Here is a 22004-nt window from a genome sequence, read left to right on the forward strand (position 1 = left end):
CGCGGCGCGGGCCCCGGCCCCGACCAGTGACGTACCGGAAGGCAGCAGACATGATCCCCGCACCGCGGACCGCCGGCACCGTACCGGACCCCTACGTAACCCTCACCGACGCCTGGACCGAGGAGCTCAACCAGGACGTCGAACAGTGGGACGCCCGCGAGGAGTTCCCCTGGGAGAAGTGGAAGATCGTCCAGCGCTCGGGCCTGCTCGGCGTCCCGTTCGAGGCGCGGTACGGCGGCCACGGCGGCACCCTGACCGACACGATGCGCGCCTTGCGGGGCTTCGGACACGCCTGCCGCGACGCCGGCCTCGGCTTCACCGCCTCCACGCAGATCGTCAGCGTCGGCGTGCCGCTTCAGGCGTTCGGCTCCGAGGAGCTGAAGTCCCGCTTCCTGCCCGCCATCATCAGCGGCGAGCTGATCACCGCGCACGCCATCACCGAGCCCGACAACGGCTCCGACGCCCTGAACATCTCCACCACCGCCACCCGCGACGGCGACGACTACGTCATCGACGGCGGCAAGATGTTCATCACCAACGCCCCCATCGCCGACCTCTTCCTGCTCTACGTCCGCACCGGCAAGCCCGGCCCGTTCGGCCTGAGCGTCTTCCTCGTCGAGCGCGACACCCCCGGTCTGACCGTCGGCGAACCGCTGTCCAAGATGGGGCTGCGTACCTCGCCCCTCAGCGCGGTCACCTTCGACAAACTGCGCGTGCCCGCCTCCCGCCGCATCGGCCAGGAGGGCGCCGGCTTCCTGATCCTCGACCACGTGATGAAGCGGGAGATCCTCTTCTCCTTCTCCCTGACGCTCGGCGAGATGGAGCACCGCCTCGCACGCGTCCTCGCCCACGCCAAGTCCCGCCGCCAGTTCGGCGCACCCATCGGCGCGTTCCAGGGCGTCTCGCACAAGATCGCGGACATGAAGATCGCCGTGGAGACCGCCCGCAAGTGGCTGACGGACACCGGGGCCAAGGTGGAGGCCGGCCAGGACGCCGCGATCGACATCGCCGCGACCAAGACCGTGGTCAGCGAGGCCAACAAGCGGACGGCCCTCGACGCCGTCCAGATCTTCGGCGGCCAGGGCTATCTCACGGCCACCGGTCTGGAACGCGACATCCGCAACGCCGTCGCCGGAACCATCTACTCCGGCACCAGCGAGATCCAGCGCAACCGCATCGCCTCTCTCCTGGGCCTGTGAGCCGCACACCGACGAAGGAGTTCCCTTGAACGCACTCAGCCCCGAGGAACTGCGGCGGCTCACCGCGCCCACCGACTTCCTCGACTACGACACCGACGCCGTCCAGCGCTTCGTCGACGACGCCGTCACCGACCGCGCCGCCGACAAGCGGCAGCTGGCCGTCGAGCTCTACCACGCCGTCCGCGACGACGTGTTCTACGAGGTCTACGGAGCCGACCTGTCCCCGCAGGGACTCAAGGCCAGCCACACCGCCGACACCCTCAAGGGTTTCTGCCTGCACAAGTCCGCCCTGTACGCGGCGGCCTGCCGCGCCGTGGGCATCCCCGCCCGCGTCCACTACGGCGACGTGCGCAACCACCTCGCCTCCGACCGGCTGCGGGCCCACATCGGCGGTGACGTCTTCTTCCACGGCCTCAACTCCGTTCACCTGAACGGCGCCTGGGTCAAGGCCACGCCGGTCTTCAACAAGATCCTGTGCCGGCTGTACGGGATGAAGCCGCTCGACTTCGACGGCACCGCCGACAGCCTCCACCACCCCTTCGACGACGACGGCCGGCAGAACATGGAGTTCCTCACCGACCACGGCGGCTTCGACGACGTCCCCTACGACTTCGTCATGGCGAACATGCGCCGCAAGCACCCCGGTTTTCTCGACACCGCGGGCACCGGCACCGTCCGCGGCGGCTCCCTGGCCGCCGAAGCCGCCCGCTGACCGCGGCGGCGACCGTCCCCTCCGAACGGCCGCCGTCCGACCCCGGCGGCGGCCGTCCCATCCGAACAGGCAAAGGAGACAGCAGATGAGCGGCATCCGACCCCAAAAGGACGGCTGGGAGGCACGGGCCCGCATCGGCGTGGTCGTTCCGCACGCGGACGTCGGCCCCGAGTCGGAGTTCCAGGCCATCGCCCCCGACGACGTGTTCGTGCACGGTTCGCGCGTCCACTTCGGCGCGATGCGCCCGGGCGGCGAGATGGACCCGAAGATCCCCCACGACCCGGTCCGCGCCTTCGTGGAAGCCCCGCACATCGACCAGGCGGTCGAGCTGCTCGCCGCCTCCCCGCTCGACGTGATCGCCCTCGGCTTCACCAGCTCCGCCTACGTCCTGGGAGCCGACGGCGAGAAGGAGCTGTTCGACCGGCTCGCCGCGTACACCCGCGGCCTTCCGCTCACCGGCACCACCGTCGCGGCCGTCGCCGGCTTCACCGCCCTCGGGGCCCGCCGTATCGCCCTCGTCAACCCCCCGTGGTTCGACGACGAACTCTCCGCGCTCGGCGCCGACTACTTCACCAAGCAGGGATTCGAGGTCGTCCACCACGGCCCCTGCGGACTGCCCAGCAACCAGAAGCTGATCACTCCCGAGGCGCTGGCGGAGTGGATCCGTTCCACCGTCGCCGAGCACCGTCCCGACGCCGTCCTGGTCGCCGGCAACGGCATCCGCGCCGTCGGTGTCATCGATGCCCTGGAACAGGAGACCGGCATGGCGGTCCTGACCGCCAACCAGGTGCTGTTCTGGCACGCTCTGCACCTGGCCGGCGCGGCCGAGGCCGCGCGCTCCGTCACCGGATACGGCCGCCTGTTCGCCGCCGAGCCCTCCGGCGGCGCGGCATGAGCCTGCTGCCGGCCGACGGCCATGTCGCCCTGTTCGTCACCGACGAGGGAGACGCCCACCGCATCCCGCTCGTGTGCTGGCGCGACGACGGCACCACGGTGCATGGCATGCTCCTGTACCGGGGAGCGCTCCACCGGGCCGAGCACGTCCGTGGCTTCCGCCGCTACGCCCACCCCTTGACGGAGGACACCCCCGTGGGCGCCGCGGAGCGCCGGATGGCGCGTGTGTGACCCCGGTGGGGCGACACCCGGGCCGTGACGTCCGGGCCGGTGGCGTCCGGCCGGTGCCCCGGGGCCGGACGTCACCGGCCCCGGGGCACCATCGAATAATCGTTTTACCTGGTCATGGCCCCGCTATTACCCTGCGGCGCATGGACCTGCGCATCACGACTCTCGCCGAACGCCCCGCACTCCAGGGCAAGCTGTGGGGCATGAAGGATCTCTGGCCGGAGTTCATGATGAACGACCCGGTCGGCTGGGCGTACATCGGCCGGATCGTTTCCGAGTTTCCCGAGTACGTCCTCGTCGCCACCGACGGGGCGGACGGCCCGGTCGTCGCCCGCGGCTTCAGCGTCCCGTTCCGGCTCGCGGCCGAGGGGCGCGGCGAACTGCCGGACACCGGATGGGACCAGGTGCTCCTCTGGGCCTTCTCGGACCAGCGGCTCAAGCGCGAGCCGGACACCGTCAGCGCGATCGAGATCACCGTGGACACGAGCGCGCTCGGCCACGGCATCTCGCACCGCATGCTGGCGGCGATGCGCGCCAACGCCCAGCGTCTCGGCTTCGGCGACCTGATCGCCCCGGTGCGCCCCAACGGCAAGCACCTGGAGGCGCGTTCCTCCATCCACGAGTACGCGTTCCGCACCCGCGAGTCGGACGGTCTGCCGCACGACCCGTGGCTGCGCGTCCACGTCCGCGCGGGTGGCACGGTGGAGAAGGTGGCACCGGCCTCCATGACCATCGGCGGTTCGCTGGCGCAGTGGCGCGAGTGGACGGGCCTGGCGTTCGACACCGACGGCCCGGTCGAGGTCCCCGGCGCCCTGATTCCGGTGCACTGCGACACCACGGGCGGCTTCGCCGTCTACGTCGAGCCGAACATCTGGGTCCGCCACCGCCTCTGAGCCGGCCCGGGAAGCACGAAACACGCGACACGCGACACGCGACACGCGAAACGCGACACGCGAGACGCGAAGGGCGTGAAAGCCGTACCCCTGTCACGGCTTTCACGCCCTTCGCGTGTCCCCACCCGGACTCCCCCGGACCCCGAGCCCCCCGAGCCCCGAGCCCTCCCCCCCCGGGCCGGGCCGGTCAGCCGAGGGCGGCCTCGTCGACCATGTCCTTCTTCGCCGGCGCCTCGGCCTTCACCGGCTTGTCGTAGTCGGAGAAGGTGAGGCTGCCGGGCTCCTTGCCGCCGGTGACGGTGATCTTGAGGAGGTACGGCTTCCCTTCGGTCGCCACGTACGCGGTGCTCTTCTCCGCGCCGTCGCGCTGCGTCAGCATCAGCGCCTTCCGACCGTCGAGCGTGGTCTCCCCGCCCTTCACCGTGCCGGCGGTGGAGGTCTCGAAGTCGGCGAGGACCTGCCGCAGTTCGCAGACCTCCACCATGTCCTTCAGGTCGGGGTCCTTCGGGTCGACCTTCATCCAGCGGCCCTTGAGCTCCTTCATCACGGCCGCCTGGACGTCCGCCGACTCGCCCTTGACCTGCTCCTTGATCAGCCGCTCGTCGAAGCGGACGTAGGAGGTCCTGCCGGCGGTACGGATCAGGTCGGCCGCCCCCGCGCCGCCGTCCTGGACCGTGCCGGCGCAGCGGCCCTCGTGGTCGGTGGAGATCTTCGCCTTGACGCGGCCGTCCGACAGGTGCATCGAGACGTCCATGGTGAGGGAGCCGGCGTCGCGCGTCGCCGCGAACGCCTTGTCGGCTATCGCGGTCCCCGTCATGTCCCCGAACGGGCCGGTGGCCTTGGGGGTCTCCTTGGCCGCCGCGCCGGAGCCGGAACCGGAGCCGGAGCCGGGGCCGCAGGCGGTCGCGCCGAGCGCGAGAGCGGCGGTGCACAGGGCGCCGGCGGCGAGCGCGAGGCGACGGGAGCGGGGGCGGGGGGTCAGGGGCATGGTGGTTCTCCGGGTGGGGGGGGCGGTGCGGGTGATGCGGGTACGGGGGAGGGGCCGGGCGGGAAGCCGAGGCGGCGTCAGCCGAGCTTCAGCTCCCACTGGGCGCCGTCGTAGTCGATGCCCGGGCTGGCCTCGACCGTGAGGTCCTTGGCGTCGGCCGGGGTGTCGAAGGCGTAGATCGCCGTGGCCTTCTTGCCGGGCAGGATGGAGCCGGTGATGCCGCCGCCGATCTTGTCGTCGGCGATCTCATCGGCCTCGGCACCGTCGGCGCCGGCCCGGGCGGACAGGGTCACGAGCGTCGCGTCGAAGTTCTTCTTGCCGCCGTTCTCGACCGTGATGGTGACCTGGTACGCCTTGTCGCCCTTGGTGTGGCCGACAGCGTACTCGCCGGGCGTGAACGGCTTGGCGGCGGAGACCGTGACCTTCAGGCCGTCGTCGTAGACGGAGGTGTCGCCGCCCGCGAGCGGCTTGCTCTTGCCGCCCTTCCCGGCGCTGTTGCCCGGGGTCTTGGGCGCGGCGTCCTTGACCGCCTTGTCGATCTCGTCGACCGCGTCGCTGACCGCCGTGTAGGTGATGACCGCGCCGACCACCGAGAGGATCAGGGCCGCCAGGCCGAGCAGCGCGCCGAACAGGGCGACGCCCTTGTTGTTCGCCTCGCCGCGCTTGACCCGGCCCCGGCCGACCAGGCCGAGGATCAGCGCGATCAGGCCGAGGATGCCGGCCAGCCAGAAGAACAGCGGGATCAGACCGGAGACCGTGCCGATGATGCCGAGGATCAGGGCCGCGGTGCCGAGCCCGTTCCGCATGGCCGCCACCGGTGCCGGGGCCTGCGGGAGATGCGTGTCGTACGACATGAGTGTGTCCTCCCGGACAGTGAAGATGTCTGGCGCGATGGATCAATCACAGCAGAGCCTGTGAACCGAGTCAACACGGTTCACGGAAAACGGGTCGGATCACGCTGTGAAGTGGTGTCGCGCGTGTTCATCAGTAAGATCGAGGTCACACACAGGCCGCACAGGGGTCACGCAGGGGCCGGACGGCACGGATCGGACGTCACGGGCCGGATAAGGGGAGTGGCACATGCCGGAACACCCGAAGAGCACGGCGAGCACGGAGCACGCGGCGAACGCGGCGGCCGAGGTGACCGCCGCGGGCATCGCCCGCCTCGCGGGCGTCGGCCGGGCGGCCGTCAGCAACTGGCGGCGCCGCCACCCCGACTTCCCGAAACCCGTCGGCGGTACGGAGACCAGCCCGTCCTTCGCGCTCGGCGAGGTCGAGGCGTGGCTGCGCGACCAGGGCAAGCTGGCCGAGGTCCCGCCGCGCGAACGCGTCTGGCAGCAGATCGCCGGCCACCCCGCCGGTCCTGTCACCGCCCTGATCCACGCGGGCTGCGTCCTGCTCCTCCTCCGGGACCGGCCCGCCGCCCGCCCCACCCTCGCCGCGACCCCCGACGAGCGGCTCGCGGAGGTCCTGCCGGGCCCCCTGGAGGAGACGCTGACCGCGCGCCTGGGCACCCCCCGCGCCGTCCGCACCCCCACCGCCGCCGAACTGGCCCCCTCCGTCCCGCTCCTGCGCGGCGTCACCGAACTCGCCGCGTCGAGCGGAGTCGCGGGCGTCGTCTTCGAGTTCCTGCTCGGCCGCCAGCTCGACGCCAACCCACGTCAGTTCACGCTCACTCCGCCCGGCCCCGCCGCCCTGATGACGGCCCTGGCCGGCCCGGCCGCCACCGTCCTCGACCCCGCCTGCGGCACCGGCGCCCTGCTCCGCGCCGCCGCCCAAGCCGCCCAAGCCGCCCAAGCCGCCCAAGCCGCCCAGGCCGGCCGGCCCGCTCAAACCGCGGACTCCGAGACCGACGCCCCGCGAACGGCTCTCACCCTCCACGGCCAGGACGCCGACCCCGACCTCGCCGCCCTCACCGCCCTGCGCCTCGCCCTCACCGAGCCCACCCCGTCCGCCGGGATCCTGTCCGCCGGAACTCCTTCAGCCGGGACCACGTCAGCCGACACCCCCGACGTCCGCGTCCTCCCCGACGTCCGTGTCCTTCCCGGCGACACCCTCCGCGCCGACGCGTTCCCGGCCCTCGCCGCCGACGCCGTCGTCTGCCACCCGCCCTTCAACGAGCGCAACTGGGGCCACGACGAACTGGCCTACGACCCGCGCTGGGAGTACGGCTTCCCGGCCCGTACGGAGTCCGAACTGGCCTGGGTCCAGCAGGCCCTGGCCCGCCTGCGCCCCGGCGGCACCGCCGTTCTCCTGATGCCGCCCGCCGCCGCCTCCCGCCGCTCCGGCCGCCGTATCCGCGCCGACCTGCTGCGCCGGGGCGCGCTGCGCGCCGTCGTCGCCCTGCCGCCCGGCGCCGCGCCCCCGTACGGCATCCCGCTGCACCTCTGGGTGCTGCGCAAGCCGGTGCCCGGCGCCCGTCCGCCCGCCGAACTCCTCCTCGTCGACACGACGACCGCCGCCACCGGCGCCACAGCCCAGGCCGCCCCCGCCGCCCCGGCGGCGAGCGCCACCGGGACGGGCTCCGGCTCCGGCACCGGCCGCGACCGGCTCGACTGGCCCGCCGTCGAGACCGCCGCCCTCGCCGCCTGGCGGGCCTTCGACCAGGACGGCACGCTCGCCGAGACCCCGGGCGAGAGCCGTTCCCTCCCCGTCGTCGACCTCCTCGACCAGGACATCGACCTGACCCCCGCCCGCCATCTCCCGCCGCCCGCCGCCGCCGAGGACGCGGCCCAGCTCGACCAGGTCCGCACCCGTCTGACGGAGACCCTGCGCCGGACCCGCGAGCTGACCCCGCCGCCCGCCGCCGACACGGCCCTCGCCCCCGGCACCGCCGCGCCCCGCCCCGTCACGACGGTCGGCGAACTGGCCCGCGCGGGCGCCCTCGTGCTCCGCGCCGGCGGCACGGGCACGGTCCCGGCCGGGTCGCCGCCCGTCGCCGTCCTCACCGACACCGATGTCCTCGCCGCCCTGCCGCCCTCCGGCACCCTCCCCGAGGCCCCGCCCGGCGAGGCCGCCGAGGAACCGGCGCTGCTCGCCGCCGGCGACATCGTCGTCCCCGTCCTCGGCGGCGGTGCGGTCGCCCGGGTCGTCGACGCGGCCTCCGCCGGCGCCGCCCTCGGCCGCAACGCCCATCTCCTGCGCCCCGACCCGGCGGCCCTCGACCCCTGGTTCCTCGCCGGTTTCCTGCGGGCGACCGCCAACAGCCGCCAGGCCAGCTCGTACGCCTCCACCGCCACCCGTCTCGACGTCCGCCGCCTCCAGCTGCCCCGCCTGCCGCTCGCTCAGCAGCGGCAGTACGGCGCGCGGTTCAAGGCGCTGGCGGAGTTCGAGGAGGCGCTGCGGCTGGCCGGACGGCTCGGCGAACAGCTCGTGCAGGGCCTGTACGACGGCCTCGCGGACGGCACCGTGGCGCCCTGATGTTCCTCCGGCCGGCTCCGGTCCGTACAACCCTTGAGCCCGTCCCCGAGTCCGTGTATACGCTCGTACCAAAGGGTGATCGCACCAGATGGTGTTCGAACGGGGAGCAGGAGCAGGAATGTACGGCCAGGGCTATCCGCCGCCCGAGCCGCCGCAGCAGCACAGCGGTGTGCCGGCGTCCGTCATCGTGCTGCGGGTGCTCTTCGCCCTGCTGCCCCTGCTCAGCCTCGGCCTGCTGACCTGGGGGACGGCGCTGCGCATCGCGCTGATGACGCGCCGCGCCCTCGACTGGGTCCTGTTCGTGATGTCGGTCGTGGTCTTCGTCGTCGCCATGGTGCTGATGCCGGACGAGGACGACACCTCGCTCCTGGGCGATCTGGTCGTGGGCGGGGTGCTGCTCTGCGCGGTGGCGTTCACGGCGTACTTCCTGGTGGTGGACCTGCGCCGGCCGGCCCGCCGCCGCGCCTCGGCCGCCGGTGCCGCCAGTGCCGCCAGTGCCGCCACGCTCCCGCCCGGGTACCCGCCGCCGTTCAACCCGTACGCGCAGACGGTCCCGCAGCACCCGTACCCGTCGCAGCCCGGATACGGCTACCCGCAGCCCCAGCCCCAGCCCCAGCCGCTGCGAGCCGCGCCGCCGGCCACGAGCCCCGCCCCCACTCCCCGCATCGACCAGGTCCGCGCCGAACTCGACGAGCTGAGCGACCTCCTGCGCAAGGACGAGGGCGGCGGCCGGTGAACGGTCGCGTCATCGCCGGGCGGTACGAGCTGGCGACCCTGATCGGCCAGGGCGGCATGGGCCAGGTCTGGACGGCGTACGACGGCCGGCTGGACCGGCGCGTCGCCGTCAAGCTGCTCCAGCCCGCCGCCCTCAGCGGCCCCGCGACCGCAGCCGACGAGCTGCGCCGCCGCTTCGTCCGGGAGTGCCGGGTCACCGCCCGGGTCGACCACCCGGGCCTCGTCACCGTCCACGACGCGGGCAGCGACGGCGACGACCTGTTCCTCGTCATGCAGTACGTGCAGGGCGCGGACCTCGCCGACCACCTGGCCGAGAACGAGCCGTACCCCTGGCCCTGGGCCGTGTCCGTCGCCGCCCAGCTGTGCGCGGTGCTCGCCGCCGTGCACGCGGTCCCGATCGTGCACCGCGACCTCAAGCCCGGCAATGTGATGATCCGCCCGGACGGTACGGTCACGGTCCTCGACCTCGGCGTCGCGTCCGTCCTCGACTCCGAGACGACCCGCCTCACCCACACCGGCTCGCCCATCGGCACCCCCGCCTACATGGCGCCCGAGCAGGCCATGGGCGGCGCCGTCGGCCCGTACACCGACCTCTACGCGCTCGGCGTCCTGCTGCACGAACTCCTCAGCGGCACCGTCCCCTTCGCCGGATCCACGGCGCTCGGGGTGCTGCACCGGCATCTGTACGAGGCGCCCGATCCGGTCCGCCGGATCCGCCCCGAGGTCCCGGAGGTGCTGGAGGCGCTGGTGCTGCGGCTGCTCGCGAAGGACCCGCAGGACCGGCCGTCGGGGGCGCAGGAGGTGTACGAGCGGCTGTTGCCGCTGCTGCCCGGGCACGGTGCGCCGGGGCCGTCCGCGCCGCTCGACCCGACGCGCCCGTTCCGCCGCCCGCACGCCCCGTGGCCGGAACGGTCGACGACACCGCCCCCGCCCGCCGTACCCCCGCAGGCCCCCGCACCACTCGCACCGACCCCGGCCCCGACCCGGGACCCGAGGCTTCCCGCACCCGCGAAGCCGGATGTGGCGGCGGCCGTGGACGAGGCGAAGCGGCTGCTCGGCGAGGGGGCGATCACGCGGGCCGTGGACATCCTCGGCGGCATCCTCCCGGCCGCCGCGGCCGAGCACGGCGAGCACTCGCCGGTGGTCGGCATCCTGCGCAAGCAGTACGCGAGCACGCTGATGGACGACGGCCAGTACCGTCGTGCCCTGCCCGAACTGCGCCGCCTCGCGGCCGACCGCGAGGCGGTGGCGGGCCCGGCCGATCCGCAGGCCCTGCGGTTCCGGTACGACGCGGCCCTGTGCCTGGAGCAGCTGGGCGAGGCGGGCGCCGCGCTCGCGGAGTACCGGGCGCTGCTGCCGTACCACGAGCCGGGTGAACGGGCCTATGACATCCGGTACCGGATCGGCCTGTTGCTGCTCGCGACGGGCGACCACGCGGCGGCGGCCGCCGATCTGGGCGCGCTGCTGTACGAGGTCGAGCGCGCCCACGGCCCGTACCACCCGCTGGCGGCCGAGCTGCGTCGCGCGCTCGACCGCAGGCGTCAGATGGGCGGCCCGTACCGCTGAGCCGCCCTCTTCTCCTTCTTCGCCGCTACCGCTGGGCGGACGCGCCCATGGTGAAGCGCACCATGGCGGGCGCCGCCATCCCCTGCGTGGTCATCCCCCGCGCGGTCATGCCGGGCACACCGGCCTGGCCCACCGGGGCGCCGTGGGTGCTGGAGTTGGAGCTGGAGGTGACGGGCAGGGGGTCGTGCCGGACCCGGTCCGCCGGTACGCCCGCCTCGGCGAGCCGCCAGGAGGCGGAGGCGACCAGTCCGGCCGGGCCGCTGACGAAGGTGGTGTGCCGGGTCCAGTCCGTACCCCCGGCGCCCGCGCCGGCCTTGAGGACGGCGTCCATGAGGGTGTCGCCCTGCCGGCCGTCGTCGAGCACGCGCGTGACGCGCAGCCACGGGCTGCGCTCCTCCATACGGGACAGGGCGGCCTCGTCGTAGGTGTCCGCCTCCGTCCGCTTGCCCAGGAAGAGATGGGCGGACAGGCCGGCCGGGCGCCGGTGGGAGAACTCCTGGAGCAGGGCCTTGGCGGTGGCCCAGCCGGTGCCGCCCGCGACGATCAGGACGTCCCGGTCCAGCTGCTCGTCGAGCGTGGCGCGGCCCTGGGCGGGGCCGAGGCGCAGTTCGTCGCCCACGCGCGTGTGGGTGACGAGCGCGTCGCTGACGCCGCCGGCGCCGGTGCGCCGGACGTGGAACTCCAGCTCCTCGCCGGGCACGCAGGCGGGCGTGTACGGCCGCCAGGTGTGCGGCATCAGGGGCGACTCCACGCGCGCGTACTGGCCGGCGCGGAAGGGGTACGGCTCGCCCGGCCGCACCCGCACGACGGCGACGTCGGGGCCGCGCCGCTCGTGTTCGGTGACCGTTGCGTTCCACGACACCGGCTCGCCGATCGCGCGTTCGGCGCCGTTCACCATGGCGGCGGAACATGTCCGTACCATCCGAACCCATGCCTCCTCGGCCTCCACCGTCCACGCCCGCCCCGCGCAGCCGCGCAGGGCCGCGACCAGCGCGGCCTCGAAGACCTCGTAGTGCACGGGCAGGACGCCGAGCCGGCGGTGGTCGCGGCCGAGCCGGGCGAAGAAGCCCGTCAGCTCGTCCGGCCGGGAGAGGTTGTCGATCATGTACCAGAAGGCCTGCTCCAGGTGGGCCTGCTGGAACTCCATGGAGTCGGGGAAGAGCTGCCGCAGATACGGGTGATGGCTGAACATCGCCTCGTAGAGGCGGTCGATGAGGGTGTTGAACGGGGTGACGGCGGCCAGGCTGCGGGTGATGGCTTCCTGGTCGGCGAGGCCGTCGTACGGCTGGAAGGTCTGAGTGGGGGGATGGCCACCGTCGCCTCCGGCTGAACGGGAGGGCCGCAGGAGGTTGTCCCGCAGCCGCATCGCCTCCCGTCGGGCGAGAAGGGCGTGGTAGTCGTCGTGGTGACCGGTCATGTCAAGATCGAATCGCGGGAGAGTTATCCACAGGGAGGGCCGTTCGGCCCTATGCGGTGGGGCCGTCCGACCTCTGACCGACACACCGGGTCTGAGGGTGTGATGTGCGCCGCAAAATCACGAGTCGATATCCGATGGGATACGGGTTCGATCTAGATCCTTTTTGGTCGTTTTGCGGTCTGTAGCGTGCGCATAAGATCATGTCCACGCCGTTCAAGGGTGATTCCGCGATGACCACGCCTCCGCAGTCCAACCCGTTCGCCGACCCGCAGGGTGCCCCGGCGCCGGGCATGGCCCCCGAGCCGGCCCCGCAGAAGAAGGGCGGAGCGATGCTGAAGAAGGTCGGCGGCGTCGTCGTCCTCGCGGTCGTCGCCATCGCGGTCAAGCTCGGTCTTCCGTACGTCACCGGTTCGGCCCCGGTCCACGCCGAGGCAGGCGAGTGCGTCGAGGTGACCGGCCCGGACAACGACCCCAAGGTCGACACCAAGGACTGCTCCTCGGGTGGCTCCGACCTCTTCAAGGTCGTCAAGGTCTACGACGACACCTTCGACGTGAACAAGTGCGGCGAGGAGCTGTCGGCGCTCGCGCAGCAGCTGAACTCGGACAAGTTCGTCCTGTGCCTGGAGCCGGCCACGAAGAACTGACCCGTCGGCGGCCCGTACGGGTCGCACGGGTCGCGGGGCTCCACGCGTCACGGAAGGGGCCGGTCTTCGGACCGGCCCCTTCCGCATGCCCGGACGCGGACGCGGGCGGCTGGATGACCGGGAGGCTGGGTGACCGGACGGCCCGGATCGCATACAGGACCGAATCTGACCCCTATCGCTCCTAGCCTGCGACGCGCACACCGTCAGCACCGGCACCCGTACCGGCACGGCTCAGGAGATACCCATGGACTTCGTCTCGATCCGCGTCATCACCGGCGACGTGGCGCGCCTCGTCGCGTTCTACGAGCGGGCCACGGGGGTGCGGGCGGCGTGGGCCACCGAGGACTTCGCCGAACTCCGGACCGCGACCGCCGCCCTCGCCATCGCGGGCACCCGCACCGTCCCGCTGTTCGCCCCGGGGTCCGCGCGCCCGGCGGAGAACCACAGCGTGATCACCGAGTTCCTCGTCGACGACGTGGACCGCGTCCACCGGGACCTGGCCGGCTTCGTCACGGACGTCGTCGCGGAGCCCGCCACGATGCCCTGGGGCAACCGGTCCCTGCTCGTCCGCGACCCGGACGGCCACCTCGTCAACTTCTTCACTCCGGTCACCCCGGCGGCCAAGGAGAAGTCCGCCCGCTGACGGCGGGGCCCGGCAGCAGGTGGGGCCGGAACGTGGGGAAGCGCGGTGCGGTCGGCCGCGTTCAGGCCGCCCACGAGATCTAAGGAGAAAGTAGGTGAGGTGGGGTGGGGTGAGGTGGGGGAAACCCACCCCACCCCACCTCACCCCACCCCTCTTTCCTTCCTGCGGCAACAGTTGCGCGGGTATCACCCAGATGAGGGAACTGTGCCAACTAGGCTGGATTTGAGGGTCGTTGCGTGGCATATGCTCGCAACCACTCAAGCGAAACAAATCGGCCCCCGGCCGGGACTCGCAATCCCGATCGAGGGCCTGACCACGAGGAAGAAGACGCTTCCTGATGGGTACCCAGCACCTTAGCGCGGGTCGCCGCGCCCTGCCGTCGACTCCCCGGACTGCGACCCGATCCGGTGTCAGCCACGAGAAGATGAAGTTCACGAACCGCTACACCGTCATCGGTCATCACCTGGCCCAGCACGAGCGGTTGTCGCTCGTCGCCATCGGTCTCGCCGCCCACATCCAGTCGCTGCCCGAAGGCGCCTGTGTGTCCATCCGCACGCTCGCCGGACGCTTCCCCGAGGGGGAGATCCGCATCGCCGCCGCACTGCGTGAGCTGGAGGAACACGGCTACCTGGAGCGCTACCGGGAACGCCTCCCCAACGGCCAGGTCGTCACCCGCACCATCTCCCGCAACAACCCCGAGGCCTACCGCGACCAGGGCGCGGAGCCCGACGGCGAACCGGCCGCCGAGCCGGACCCCGTCCCGGCTCCGGAACCCGAACTCACCCCGGCCGTCCAGCACTTCCTGGACATCGCCATGGGACAGGCCGCCGCCACGCCGCCGCCCTCGCGGGAGCCGATGGCCGAGCCCGAGGCTGCGGCGGAGCCGGAGCCGGAGCCGGAGCCCGACCCGGAGCCGCCGTCGGGTGGCGGCGGGGGCGGGGGCGGTGCGCCCGTACGTGAGGCCGCGCCGCGCTCCCGGAAGACGGTGCCCGCGCAGGCCACCGCCCGTACGCGAAGGTCGGGCGGCGCGAAGCCGAAGCGCCAGTCCCCGTCCGCCCCGCCGCCCGCCGGACCGGCGGCCGAACTGCTCATGGGCCTACGGAAGTACGACCCGCGCCTGCTGCTCTCGGTGGCCGACGTGCACCGGCTCGTCCCGGCCGTGAACGAGTGGTTCGAGCGGGGCGCCCGGCCCGACGCCGTACGCCACACGCTCACCACGCTGCTGCCGGACCACCTGGCCTACCCGGCCGGCCTGCTGGCCTACCGCCTGTCCACCCTGCTGCCACCGCCGGTCCCGGTCCAGGCGACGGGAGCGGGGGCGGGGCCGATCCCGATGCAGAACTGCGACAGCTGCGACCACGCCTTCCGCGCCCCCGAACCAGGAAAATGCGGCGGCTGCCGCTCCGAGGAGGAGCGCCAAGCCGCCGCGTGAACCGCCCGGACGGGATCGAGCGGGGCTCCTGTTCCCCTACTTGATCCCGTCCACGAACGCGGCCCAGGCCGCCGCCGGAAACACCAGCGCGGCCCCGTCGGGCACCTTGCTGTCACGGACGGGCACGAGGGGGAGGCCGTCGGCGACCTCAAGGCAGTTGCCGCCGTCCGAGTTGCTGTACGAACTCTTCCGCCAGGTGATGTGCCTCAGGTCGACGGATCGCACGGCATCTCCTTCAGGATCTTCGTGATGAACTCCCGTGTCTGGTCCGGGGAAAGGGCCAGATCGCGCGTCTGATCGTAGCTGAGTTGAAGGCGCTGAACGGCTGCGGAATCCTGCACCAGATCGCCTGTGTGGGCGGTCTCCACGTAGGTGACGGAACGCCCGTCTGCCAGCCTCAGGAAGATCACGTCGGTGTTCATCAGCGCGTGCAGTCCAGCGGCGTGCGGAACGACTTGGAGCGTGATGTTCTTGCGCTCACTCATGGTCAGCAGATGTTCCAACTGCTCGCGCCACTGCTCCTGGTCTGCCAGGGGTGTACGCAGGACCGTCTCCGACAAGATCGCCCGGAAGGGCGGTGCGCTGGGACCGTCCAGCAGTTCACGCCGCCCTATGCGCGCCTGAACCTGGCTGTCCAGTTCGTCGCCTTCGAGGCCGCCAACCTCCAGCTGAGCGCGAGCGTAGCTCGGTGTCTGAAGCAGGCCCGGCATACTGCCGACTGCGTAGTACCAGAGACTCACCGCCTCCGCTTCCAGGCTCATGTATCGCCTGTAACGCTCCTTGAACTGCGTCGGATCCCCCAGCGCCAGTTCCCAAAGAGCCAGGATCAGTCCTGGCACGCCGTAGAACGTCTCCAGTGCCTGAATGACTTCAGGGCCGCCGAGCGTCTCGCCCTTCTCCATCTTGGAGAACAGCGACCCGTCCCAGCCCAGCGCGTCACCCAAGGCCCGGAAGGTCAGCTTGTGCTCGACCCGTAGATGCCGCAGCTCCTCGGCGAACCGCTTGCGCGGTTCCTGGCTGCGGCCCGTGATCACCCTTCTTGGTGGCATCACGCACTCCCTCTTGGAAGGTGTGGAAGTACCGGAGCGGCGCCGTGAGCGGCGACCCCGAATCCGGCGGTGCGTACCTGCCCAGGGTCCATTCTCGACATGCCCCGCTACAGAGGGTATTCAACGAGAGGACCGGTTGTCATGGAATGCGGCACTTTTGTGTACGACGAAGTGGCCGGTGTGGTAGGGGAGTTCCGTGGCAGTGACGGACCGTACGCGATGCTGCGGCCCGTCGGTGGCGGGCGCGAGTGGCAGGCGGACCCCGTACGGATCCGGCCGGCCACGCAGGCGGAACGGCTGAGCGCGGGCGTGCGGGCGGTCAACGAGCGGGCGCGGGCCGCCGTGAGCGCGCACCTGGACCGGGAGCTGCCACCCCTGCCCGTACCCGTGAAGGGATGCGGGGTGTGCGACGACCTGGCCGAGCTGCGGCGGAAGGCGCTGCTGCGGTACGACGGGAGCGCGGAGAGCGACACGATCGTGCTCCTGCGCCGTCATCTGGCGCAGGAGCACGATGGAGGGTGACGGGCACCCGGGGCGGACTGTCAGGCGTGGGTGCCGTACTGGCCGACCTTGTACTCGCCCGCCGGGATCCGGAGCAGGACGTTGAGGCGGTTGTAGGTGTTGATCAGGGCGATCAGCGTGGTGAGGGCGAGGAGCTGGTCCTCGTCGAAGTGCTTGGCGGCCTCGTTCCAGACGTCGTCCGGGATGCCGTAGCCGTCGGCGAGGCGGGTGCCGTACTCGGTGAGGGCGAGGGCCGCGCGCTCGGTGTCGGTGAAGACGGTGGCCTCGCGCCAGGCGCCGACCAGGGCGAGCCGTACTGCGGTCTCGCCGGCCGCCGCGGCCTCCTTGGTGTGCATGTCGAGGCAGCCGCCGCAGCCGTTGATCTGGCTGGCGCGGATCTTCACGAGCTCCTGGAGCGGCATCGGGAGGGTGGTGTCGGCCAGAGCCATCCCGGCGCCGCCGAGCTGCTTGAAGATCTTGTTGGCGAAGGGGTGACCGAAGGGGTTGATGCGGGGTTCCATGGCGAATCTCCTCTGCCGTTGTCAGCTTCACCCCTACGACGTCACGCGTCGGGAGGTTGTGACAGCCCGGCGAGTGACCCGCGTCACTGCTCATCTCACAACGGCCCTCTGCCCGGCTCGCGTTGGCCGAAGATTCAGCCGAACCGGTGAAGTATCGGGAGAGTGTGGGGCATGAGGGATCCGGGAGCCCTACCGTTCCTTGTGACCCGCCCCCGCGGTCCGCACAGACGCCGGGCCCCTGTCGCCTCCCCGTTGGCGGCGGGGGCCCGGTTCTCTTGCCGCCCGGGTCTCACGCGTCGAGCGCGAACACCGCCCGCGTCGAAGCCCTCATGAGGCAGGCGTTGGAGAAAGTCTTCTTGTATGTGATGCGGTGCCCGTCCCAGACGCCGCTCGCGGAGGCCGTCACAGGGTCGTACACGGCTCCGCAACTGACACTGGTGTCCGCCGGAATCGCGGAGATCTGACCCTGGACGGCCGCGAGCTGCTTGCACGCCTCCGCCGCGTGGGGGTGGCCCTGGGGCGGGGAGCACGTGAGCCGCGCGGTCGTGGAGCCGCCGGTGGCGTCGGTGACGGTGGCCTGGACCCAGTTGCCGCTCGCGTGGGCGGGGGCGGCCGGAACGGTGAGAAGCAGGGCGGCCGCGGGGAGCAGGAGTCGGGACAGAGCTGTCCTCGGTGAAGAGAAAAGTGTCATGGTCGGTGCATCGGCAGGGCGGGCCGGCGGCCCCAGCCCACTCACCCGATCGAGTCCGGGGCGGCGGCCCCGAGGCGGGCTCTAAGGTCGTGGACGTGACGACGAACGACGACGTGGTGAATCTGTGGCGGCAGGATCTGGGCGGGGAGATTCCGGCGGAGGTGTGGGAACGCACCGGCCTGCGGGTGCTGATCCTCGCCGAGGTCGGACTGACGCGGCTCCCGGCGGAGATCGGCCGGTTGCGCGCGCTGTCCACCCTGGACCTCGGGCACAACCGGATGGCCGAACTGCCCGTGGAACTGGGGGAATTGAAGGAACTCGACGGGTTCCTCTACGTCCACGACAACGAGCTGACCGAACTGCCGCATGCGCTGGGTGAGTTGACGCGACTGCGCTACCTCAACGCGGGCGAGAACCGGCTGACCGCCCTGCCGGAGGCCGTAGGCCGGATGACCGGGCTGATCGAACTCCGAGCGCAGCACAACCGGCTCGCCGCCCTGCCGGACACCCTCGGCGGCCTCGCCCGGCTGCGCGAACTGTGGCTCCGGGGCAACCCGCTGACCCACCTGCCCGCCTCCACGGCCGATCTGCGCGAGCTGCGGCACCTGGACCTGCGCGAGAACGCCTTCACCGACTTCCCGGCCGTCCTCGCCGGACTGCCGCTGCTCCGCCACGTCGACCTGCGCGCCAACGGCCTCACGTCTCTGCCGGACTGGCTCCCCGACCGGCTGCCGTCCCTGGAGAAGCTCGACCTCCGCTGGAACCCCTGCGAGGTGCCCGCGGGGCTGGTGGCGGAGCTGGAGCGGCGGGGGTGCGTGGTGCTGCTGTAGGCAGGCAGGTTCTTCCCTTCCACCGGCATCCGACCGCCCCTGGAATTGCCGGGTTACGGCATGGTGCGCCCGCCGACGCCGGGAGGACGATGGATGTGTCGGTGGGGGAGCGGACGTGTGCGGGGAGGCGGGCCATGGAGCTCGGACCGTTGGTGCGGGGCGACGACGGCGTGTGGATGCTGGGGGACAAGGAAGGGAAGCCGGGGGCCGGCTGGATCCTCTTCCTGCCCGACGGGCTCGAACACTGGGACCACGGCGTCCGACAGCCCGTCGTGCCATGGTCGCGGCTCATGCTGATGGAATCGGTGGGCCCCCTATGGCGCAACCGGACGAGGGTCCCGCCCGCTCTGATCGTGACGGTGCGGCATCCCTACGAGACGTGGACGGCGAGGTTCACCCGTCACCCGCACCGGTACGCGGGGACGCACATGTACTTCCTTCAGGAGCTGTTCAGGCAGGTGATCAACGAGGGTGAGGCAGCTTGTCTCGGCGACCCCGAATGGCTCGCCCAAGTGGTCGACGAACTCGCGCCGCAGCGGATGCCCTGGAGCTGGAAAGCGTTCGGCGAGGCGGTGACGCGGGCCCGGAAGTCCGCCACCGCCGCCATCTGACCGTCAACAGGAAATGCCCCCTGACCTCGGCGTGTGGTCCCGGTCACACGCATGCTTTACCGTCGTGGGTCCGTCCCGCCTACGGAAGGCCAGGAGGTCTCGTTGTCCTCGACACCGCCATCTCCCAGTAGCGACCCGAGCCCGAGCCCGAGCCCGACCCCTGACGCGAGCACCGGCACGAGACCCGACGCGAGCACCGGAACGAACCCCGACCCGGCGGCCGGCTCAGGGGCCGACTCGGGGGCTGGGGCGGGCGCGGCGACTGCGCCGCCGCCGAGGTCGCCGGGCCTGCGCCGGGCGCGGGAGTGGTTCGGCGGCCTGTCCGAGGCGAGCAAGGTCGGCCTTGTCACGGCGGTGCTCACGACCGTCGGCGGAGGGGTGTTCGGCGTGGTCAGCGCCTCCCTGAGCGACGGCCCGGGCGGCGGGGCGGCGGCGCAGAGCTCGGCTTCCGGCCGATCGGAGACACCCGCCGGACGCGACACGTCCGACAGCCGGCCAGGTACGGGGGAGACGCCGGGCACGCGGGAGACGCCGGGTACGCCAAGCACGCCGGAGTCCGGCCCGACCGCCAAGCCCGCCTCCTGCACGGTCGACTCCGAAATCATGACCTGCGTCCTCGGCAAGGCGGGGGTCAAGCTCTACAAACAGCGCGAATACGATCCCAATCCGTCCCGCACACTCGCCGCCGGGGACACCGTCCGGTTCTTGTGCTGGGGGCCTGGCACCTCCCACGTGGGAGGCAACAAGATCTGGTACTGGACGAATGAAGCGGGCCGCTACGGCAATGTCCCGGCAGCGGACCTGGACCTGAGCGGCACCCCCGTCGACGGCCTTCGTGAGTGCGGCCGCTGACGCCCCACCCGTGCGTCTTTCCTGTCACCCGCCCGGGGAAACGACGTCTTCCAAGGTCCGCGGCACGGGGTAGACGCGCTCCGGGGGAAACAGCCGCCGTGCCTGGGTGGCGCGCCCGGCTTGGATCAGTGCCGAGGCTTTGCGTACCTGGGGAGTGAGGTCCGTGAGCCCGACGACCCAGTCGTCGGCGAACGTGCGGATCAGGTGGCGGCCGATGCCGACCTGGATGCTGTAGTGGTTCAGTGCCGCTCCGCGCGGCGAGCGCTCAGGGTCCCACTGGACGTGCACGGCCGCCTGGGCCACGGCCGCCGGGTCGGCGGTCGTCAGCACGGCCTGCGACAGGGCCTCTTCCCAGCCCTCCCGGGTCATCCGCACCGCGAGAACCCGTTCCTGGCCGGACTTGCGGGCCCAGTTGCTGCGGTGCATCAGCCACATGAAGGACGGCTTGATCCAGGTCATCCGGTGGAACGAGAACGGCGTGACGAAGCGGCCCGCCCGCAGTGCCGCGTCGGCGATGGCAGGCGCGTACGCCTGATAGACCACGATGGTGCGCGCGTCGTAGTCGGCACGAATCTGGAACCGGGGCGTCATAGGCCGCACCTTGCCAGCCGGTCCGCCGGCACGGCGAGCGGATTTCGCCCCGCGGAGCCTCATGGCGTCCGGTGTCCCGGTACATGAGCTTGTCGACGACGACGAGCTTGAACGCGACATCACGAGATTCGGCCACGGATCACGTACATCGGCGAGGTCCGACACCGGTGCCCGGACGCCTACAGGTAGTCCCGCGTCGCGGTGACCCGGCCGAAGCGAGGGAAGGTCCTCGTCACCGCGAAGTCGTGTTCGTCCGCGGCCAGGCCCGACATGGCGTCGGCCACGAACTCGACCTCGTAACCGAGATCGCTCGCGGCCCTGGCCGTGGACTCCACACCCATGGTGGTGACCAGCCCGCCCAGGACGACCGTGCCGACCCCCAGCTCACGCAGCCGGGCGTCGAGGTCCGTGGTCGCGAACGCGCCGATGCTGCGCTTCACCACGACGACGTCCCCGTCCCGCACCACGCCGGGCGCGAAGTCGCTGCCGGGCGGCTGCTCGGCGACGTTCGGCCGCTCGACGCGGACCTGGACCACCGGCCGCCCCTGCGCTCGGAAGGCGTCGGCCAGCTCCAGGCAGCGCTTCAGTACCTCGTCACCCGTGTACGGGGCGACGGGGAGCGCGATGATGCGCGGCATCAGATCGATCAGGACCAGGGCGGTTGTCATATGCCCGACCTTAGGCCCCGTCCTACGGGATCTCACGGAAGGGTGCCGGCCGGGAACCGTACGACCTGCTCGGTGAACTCGGGGCGTCTCCGTATCTGCGTCGAGGCGGGATCCTACGGACGCGACGACCGCCCCGCCCGGGAATTTCGACCCCAGGAGTCCCGGACCGTCCCGGACTACTCCTTCCCGGGCGCCGGGTCCTCCGGGTTCTCCAGGTCCTCCAGGAAGTAGCTGTCGTGCCGGACGCGGAACCGTTCGAGTTCCCCGCCGCCGCGTCGCGTCATCTCCGCGACCCGCTCGAAGTACTCCTCGCGCGGGGCGCCCGGGGCGAAGAGCATGAGCATGGACACGGGCTCGTCGGTCACGTTCTTGAAGGCGTGCAGGCCGCCGGCCGGCACGTACAGGAAGTCACCCGTGCGGCCCGTGAGCCACTTCTCGCCGTTGTAGAGCTCCAGTTCGCCGGACAGGATGTAGAAGGACTCCGACACCGCCCGGTGGAAGTGGGTCTTGGCGCCGGCGGACCGCGCGGCCAACTCGCCCTTGTACAAGCCGAATTCGCCGCCGGTCATCTCGTTGGTGGCGAGGTAGGCGGTGGAGCCGCCGGGCGAGGAGACCTCCGGCGGGGTATCGGCGGGGCGGAAGGACGCGTTCACCTCGCCCTTGTCGCCGTGGTAGCGGGCAGCGGGGTAGTCGAGTTGTTCCCAGTACGACATGGCGTTGTTCCTCTCGGCGGGTATCTCCCCGCATCGTGTCCCCCCGTCACACGGCGGCGGCATCGGGCTCGCGCACGGTCCGATCTGCGCCCCGGACCCAGGCCCGGAGGTCTAGTACTGCAACCGCATCTGGGGTGTGTGGCCTCGGCGTTTGTAGTGGGAGCGTCGGGCTCGGGCCTGGCTGCGTCTGCGGAAGCGTGACCAGT

Annotated in this window: 25 protein-coding genes; 15 read left to right on the top strand and 10 right to left on the bottom strand. The window is 71.8% G+C overall.

What is annotated here, in order from left to right:
• The first annotated feature begins 50 nt into the window (after window positions 1-50).
• From ABZ693_RS13345 to ABZ693_RS13365, 5 genes are all read left to right on the top strand, one after another.
• The gene (locus tag ABZ693_RS13345; RefSeq protein ID WP_359875990.1) at window positions 51-1199 is read left to right on the top strand and encodes an acyl-CoA dehydrogenase family protein; all 1149 of its coding nucleotides are present in this window, start codon (window positions 51-53) and stop codon (window positions 1197-1199) included.
• A 25-nt stretch (window positions 1200-1224) separates the two neighbouring features.
• The gene (locus ABZ693_RS13350) at window positions 1225-1911 is read left to right on the top strand and encodes a transglutaminase-like domain-containing protein (RefSeq protein ID WP_359875991.1); all 687 of its coding nucleotides are present in this window, start codon (window positions 1225-1227) and stop codon (window positions 1909-1911) included.
• An 85-nt stretch (window positions 1912-1996) separates the two neighbouring features.
• Window positions 1997-2806 carry a maleate cis-trans isomerase family protein gene (locus ABZ693_RS13355; protein WP_359875992.1) on the top strand — a complete coding sequence of 270 codons (810 nt, stop codon included), beginning with the start codon at window positions 1997-1999 and terminating at the stop codon, window positions 2804-2806.
• The gene (locus tag ABZ693_RS13360) at window positions 2803-3036 is read left to right on the top strand and encodes a DUF6253 family protein (protein ID WP_359875993.1); all 234 of its coding nucleotides are present in this window, start codon (window positions 2803-2805) and stop codon (window positions 3034-3036) included. The genes ABZ693_RS13355 and ABZ693_RS13360 overlap by 4 nt, the downstream gene beginning before the upstream one ends.
• Window positions 3037-3176: 140 nt before the next feature.
• Complete coding sequence (locus ABZ693_RS13365; RefSeq protein WP_359875994.1) at window positions 3177-3926, top strand: N-acetyltransferase; 750 nt, start codon at window positions 3177-3179, stop codon at window positions 3924-3926.
• A gap of 187 nt (window positions 3927-4113) precedes the next feature.
• Here ABZ693_RS13365 and ABZ693_RS13370 read toward each other — a convergent pair whose 3' ends face one another.
• Complete coding sequence (locus tag ABZ693_RS13370; RefSeq protein WP_359875995.1) at window positions 4114-4914, bottom strand: hypothetical protein; 801 nt, start codon at window positions 4912-4914, stop codon at window positions 4114-4116.
• 77 nt (window positions 4915-4991) lie between these two features.
• On the bottom strand, window positions 4992-5768 hold the full coding sequence (locus ABZ693_RS13375; RefSeq protein ID WP_359875996.1) for a DUF4352 domain-containing protein: 777 nt from the start codon (window positions 5766-5768) through the stop codon (window positions 4992-4994).
• 226 nt (window positions 5769-5994) lie between these two features.
• Between ABZ693_RS13375 and ABZ693_RS13380 the strand changes: the two genes are divergently transcribed.
• The 3 genes from ABZ693_RS13380 (at window position 5995) to ABZ693_RS13390 (ending at window position 10635) form a co-directional block, all read left to right on the top strand.
• A complete protein-coding gene (locus tag ABZ693_RS13380; RefSeq protein WP_359875997.1) occupies window positions 5995-8334 on the top strand; it encodes an N-6 DNA methylase in 2340 nt (779 codons plus the stop codon).
• A gap of 88 nt (window positions 8335-8422) precedes the next feature.
• Entirely contained in the window at window positions 8423-9070 is a 648-nt protein-coding gene (locus ABZ693_RS13385; RefSeq protein WP_359875998.1) for a hypothetical protein, read from the top strand.
• Window positions 9067-10635, top strand: coding sequence for a serine/threonine-protein kinase (locus tag ABZ693_RS13390; RefSeq protein WP_359875999.1), 1569 nt, complete (start codon window positions 9067-9069; stop codon window positions 10633-10635). The genes ABZ693_RS13385 and ABZ693_RS13390 overlap by 4 nt, the downstream gene beginning before the upstream one ends.
• Before the next feature lie 25 nt (window positions 10636-10660).
• On the opposite strand, the gene ABZ693_RS13395 is transcribed toward ABZ693_RS13390, so the two are convergent.
• Complete coding sequence (locus ABZ693_RS13395) at window positions 10661-12052, bottom strand: globin domain-containing protein (RefSeq protein ID WP_359876000.1); 1392 nt, start codon at window positions 12050-12052, stop codon at window positions 10661-10663.
• A gap of 200 nt (window positions 12053-12252) precedes the next feature.
• Here ABZ693_RS13395 and ABZ693_RS13400 point away from each other — a divergent pair, with 200 nt between their 5' ends.
• The 3 genes from ABZ693_RS13400 to ABZ693_RS13410 all read left to right on the top strand — a co-directional run bounded on the left by ABZ693_RS13400 (window position 12253) and on the right by ABZ693_RS13410 (window position 14771).
• The gene (locus ABZ693_RS13400; RefSeq protein WP_359876001.1) at window positions 12253-12696 is read left to right on the top strand and encodes an LppU/SCO3897 family protein; all 444 of its coding nucleotides are present in this window, start codon (window positions 12253-12255) and stop codon (window positions 12694-12696) included.
• Between the two features lie 244 nt (window positions 12697-12940).
• A complete protein-coding gene (locus ABZ693_RS13405) occupies window positions 12941-13339 on the top strand; it encodes a VOC family protein (RefSeq protein ID WP_359876002.1) in 399 nt (132 codons plus the stop codon).
• A 424-nt stretch (window positions 13340-13763) separates the two neighbouring features.
• A complete protein-coding gene (locus ABZ693_RS13410) occupies window positions 13764-14771 on the top strand; it encodes a helix-turn-helix domain-containing protein (protein WP_359876003.1) in 1008 nt (335 codons plus the stop codon).
• Between the two features lie 36 nt (window positions 14772-14807).
• On the opposite strand, the gene ABZ693_RS13415 is transcribed toward ABZ693_RS13410, so the two are convergent.
• Both ABZ693_RS13415 and ABZ693_RS13420 read right to left on the bottom strand, forming a co-directional pair.
• Window positions 14808-14996, bottom strand: coding sequence for a DUF397 domain-containing protein (locus ABZ693_RS13415; protein WP_359876004.1), 189 nt, complete (start codon window positions 14994-14996; stop codon window positions 14808-14810).
• Entirely contained in the window at window positions 14978-15820 is an 843-nt protein-coding gene (locus tag ABZ693_RS13420; protein WP_359876005.1) for a helix-turn-helix domain-containing protein, read from the bottom strand. The genes ABZ693_RS13415 and ABZ693_RS13420 overlap by 19 nt, the downstream gene beginning before the upstream one ends.
• Before the next feature lie 141 nt (window positions 15821-15961).
• On the opposite strand from ABZ693_RS13420, the gene ABZ693_RS13425 reads away from it, so the two are divergent.
• A complete protein-coding gene (locus ABZ693_RS13425) occupies window positions 15962-16342 on the top strand; it encodes a hypothetical protein (protein WP_359876006.1) in 381 nt (126 codons plus the stop codon).
• A gap of 20 nt (window positions 16343-16362) precedes the next feature.
• On the opposite strand, the gene ABZ693_RS13430 is transcribed toward ABZ693_RS13425, so the two are convergent.
• Both ABZ693_RS13430 and ABZ693_RS13435 read right to left on the bottom strand, forming a co-directional pair.
• Complete coding sequence (locus ABZ693_RS13430) at window positions 16363-16842, bottom strand: carboxymuconolactone decarboxylase family protein (RefSeq protein WP_359876007.1); 480 nt, start codon at window positions 16840-16842, stop codon at window positions 16363-16365.
• A 289-nt stretch (window positions 16843-17131) separates the two neighbouring features.
• Entirely contained in the window at window positions 17132-17533 is a 402-nt protein-coding gene (locus ABZ693_RS13435; RefSeq protein WP_359876008.1) for an SSI family serine proteinase inhibitor, read from the bottom strand.
• A 95-nt stretch (window positions 17534-17628) separates the two neighbouring features.
• On the opposite strand from ABZ693_RS13435, the gene ABZ693_RS13440 reads away from it, so the two are divergent.
• From ABZ693_RS13440 to ABZ693_RS13450, 3 genes are all read left to right on the top strand, one after another.
• The gene (locus tag ABZ693_RS13440; protein ID WP_359876009.1) at window positions 17629-18363 is read left to right on the top strand and encodes a leucine-rich repeat domain-containing protein; all 735 of its coding nucleotides are present in this window, start codon (window positions 17629-17631) and stop codon (window positions 18361-18363) included.
• Between the two features lie 134 nt (window positions 18364-18497).
• Window positions 18498-18974 carry a hypothetical protein gene (locus ABZ693_RS13445; RefSeq protein ID WP_359876010.1) on the top strand — a complete coding sequence of 159 codons (477 nt, stop codon included), beginning with the start codon at window positions 18498-18500 and terminating at the stop codon, window positions 18972-18974.
• Between the two features lie 354 nt (window positions 18975-19328).
• Window positions 19329-19826: a hypothetical protein gene (locus tag ABZ693_RS13450; RefSeq protein WP_359876011.1), complete on the top strand. Its 498-nt coding sequence runs from the start codon at window positions 19329-19331 to the stop codon at window positions 19824-19826.
• A gap of 24 nt (window positions 19827-19850) precedes the next feature.
• On the opposite strand, the gene ABZ693_RS13455 is transcribed toward ABZ693_RS13450, so the two are convergent.
• From ABZ693_RS13455 to ABZ693_RS13465, 3 genes are all read right to left on the bottom strand, one after another.
• Window positions 19851-20417: a DUF4291 domain-containing protein gene (locus ABZ693_RS13455; RefSeq protein ID WP_359876012.1), complete on the bottom strand. Its 567-nt coding sequence runs from the start codon at window positions 20415-20417 to the stop codon at window positions 19851-19853.
• Window positions 20418-20596: 179 nt separating this feature from the next.
• Window positions 20597-21085, bottom strand: coding sequence for an isochorismatase family protein (locus ABZ693_RS13460; protein ID WP_359876013.1), 489 nt, complete (start codon window positions 21083-21085; stop codon window positions 20597-20599).
• Between the two features lie 176 nt (window positions 21086-21261).
• Window positions 21262-21798: a cupin domain-containing protein gene (locus ABZ693_RS13465; RefSeq protein WP_359876014.1), complete on the bottom strand. Its 537-nt coding sequence runs from the start codon at window positions 21796-21798 to the stop codon at window positions 21262-21264.
• Window positions 21799-22004 lie beyond the last annotated feature (206 nt).

It is taken from the genome of Streptomyces laurentii (assembly GCF_040635425.1).
Taxonomy (GTDB): domain Bacteria; phylum Actinomycetota; class Actinomycetes; order Streptomycetales; family Streptomycetaceae; genus Streptomyces; species Streptomyces laurentii.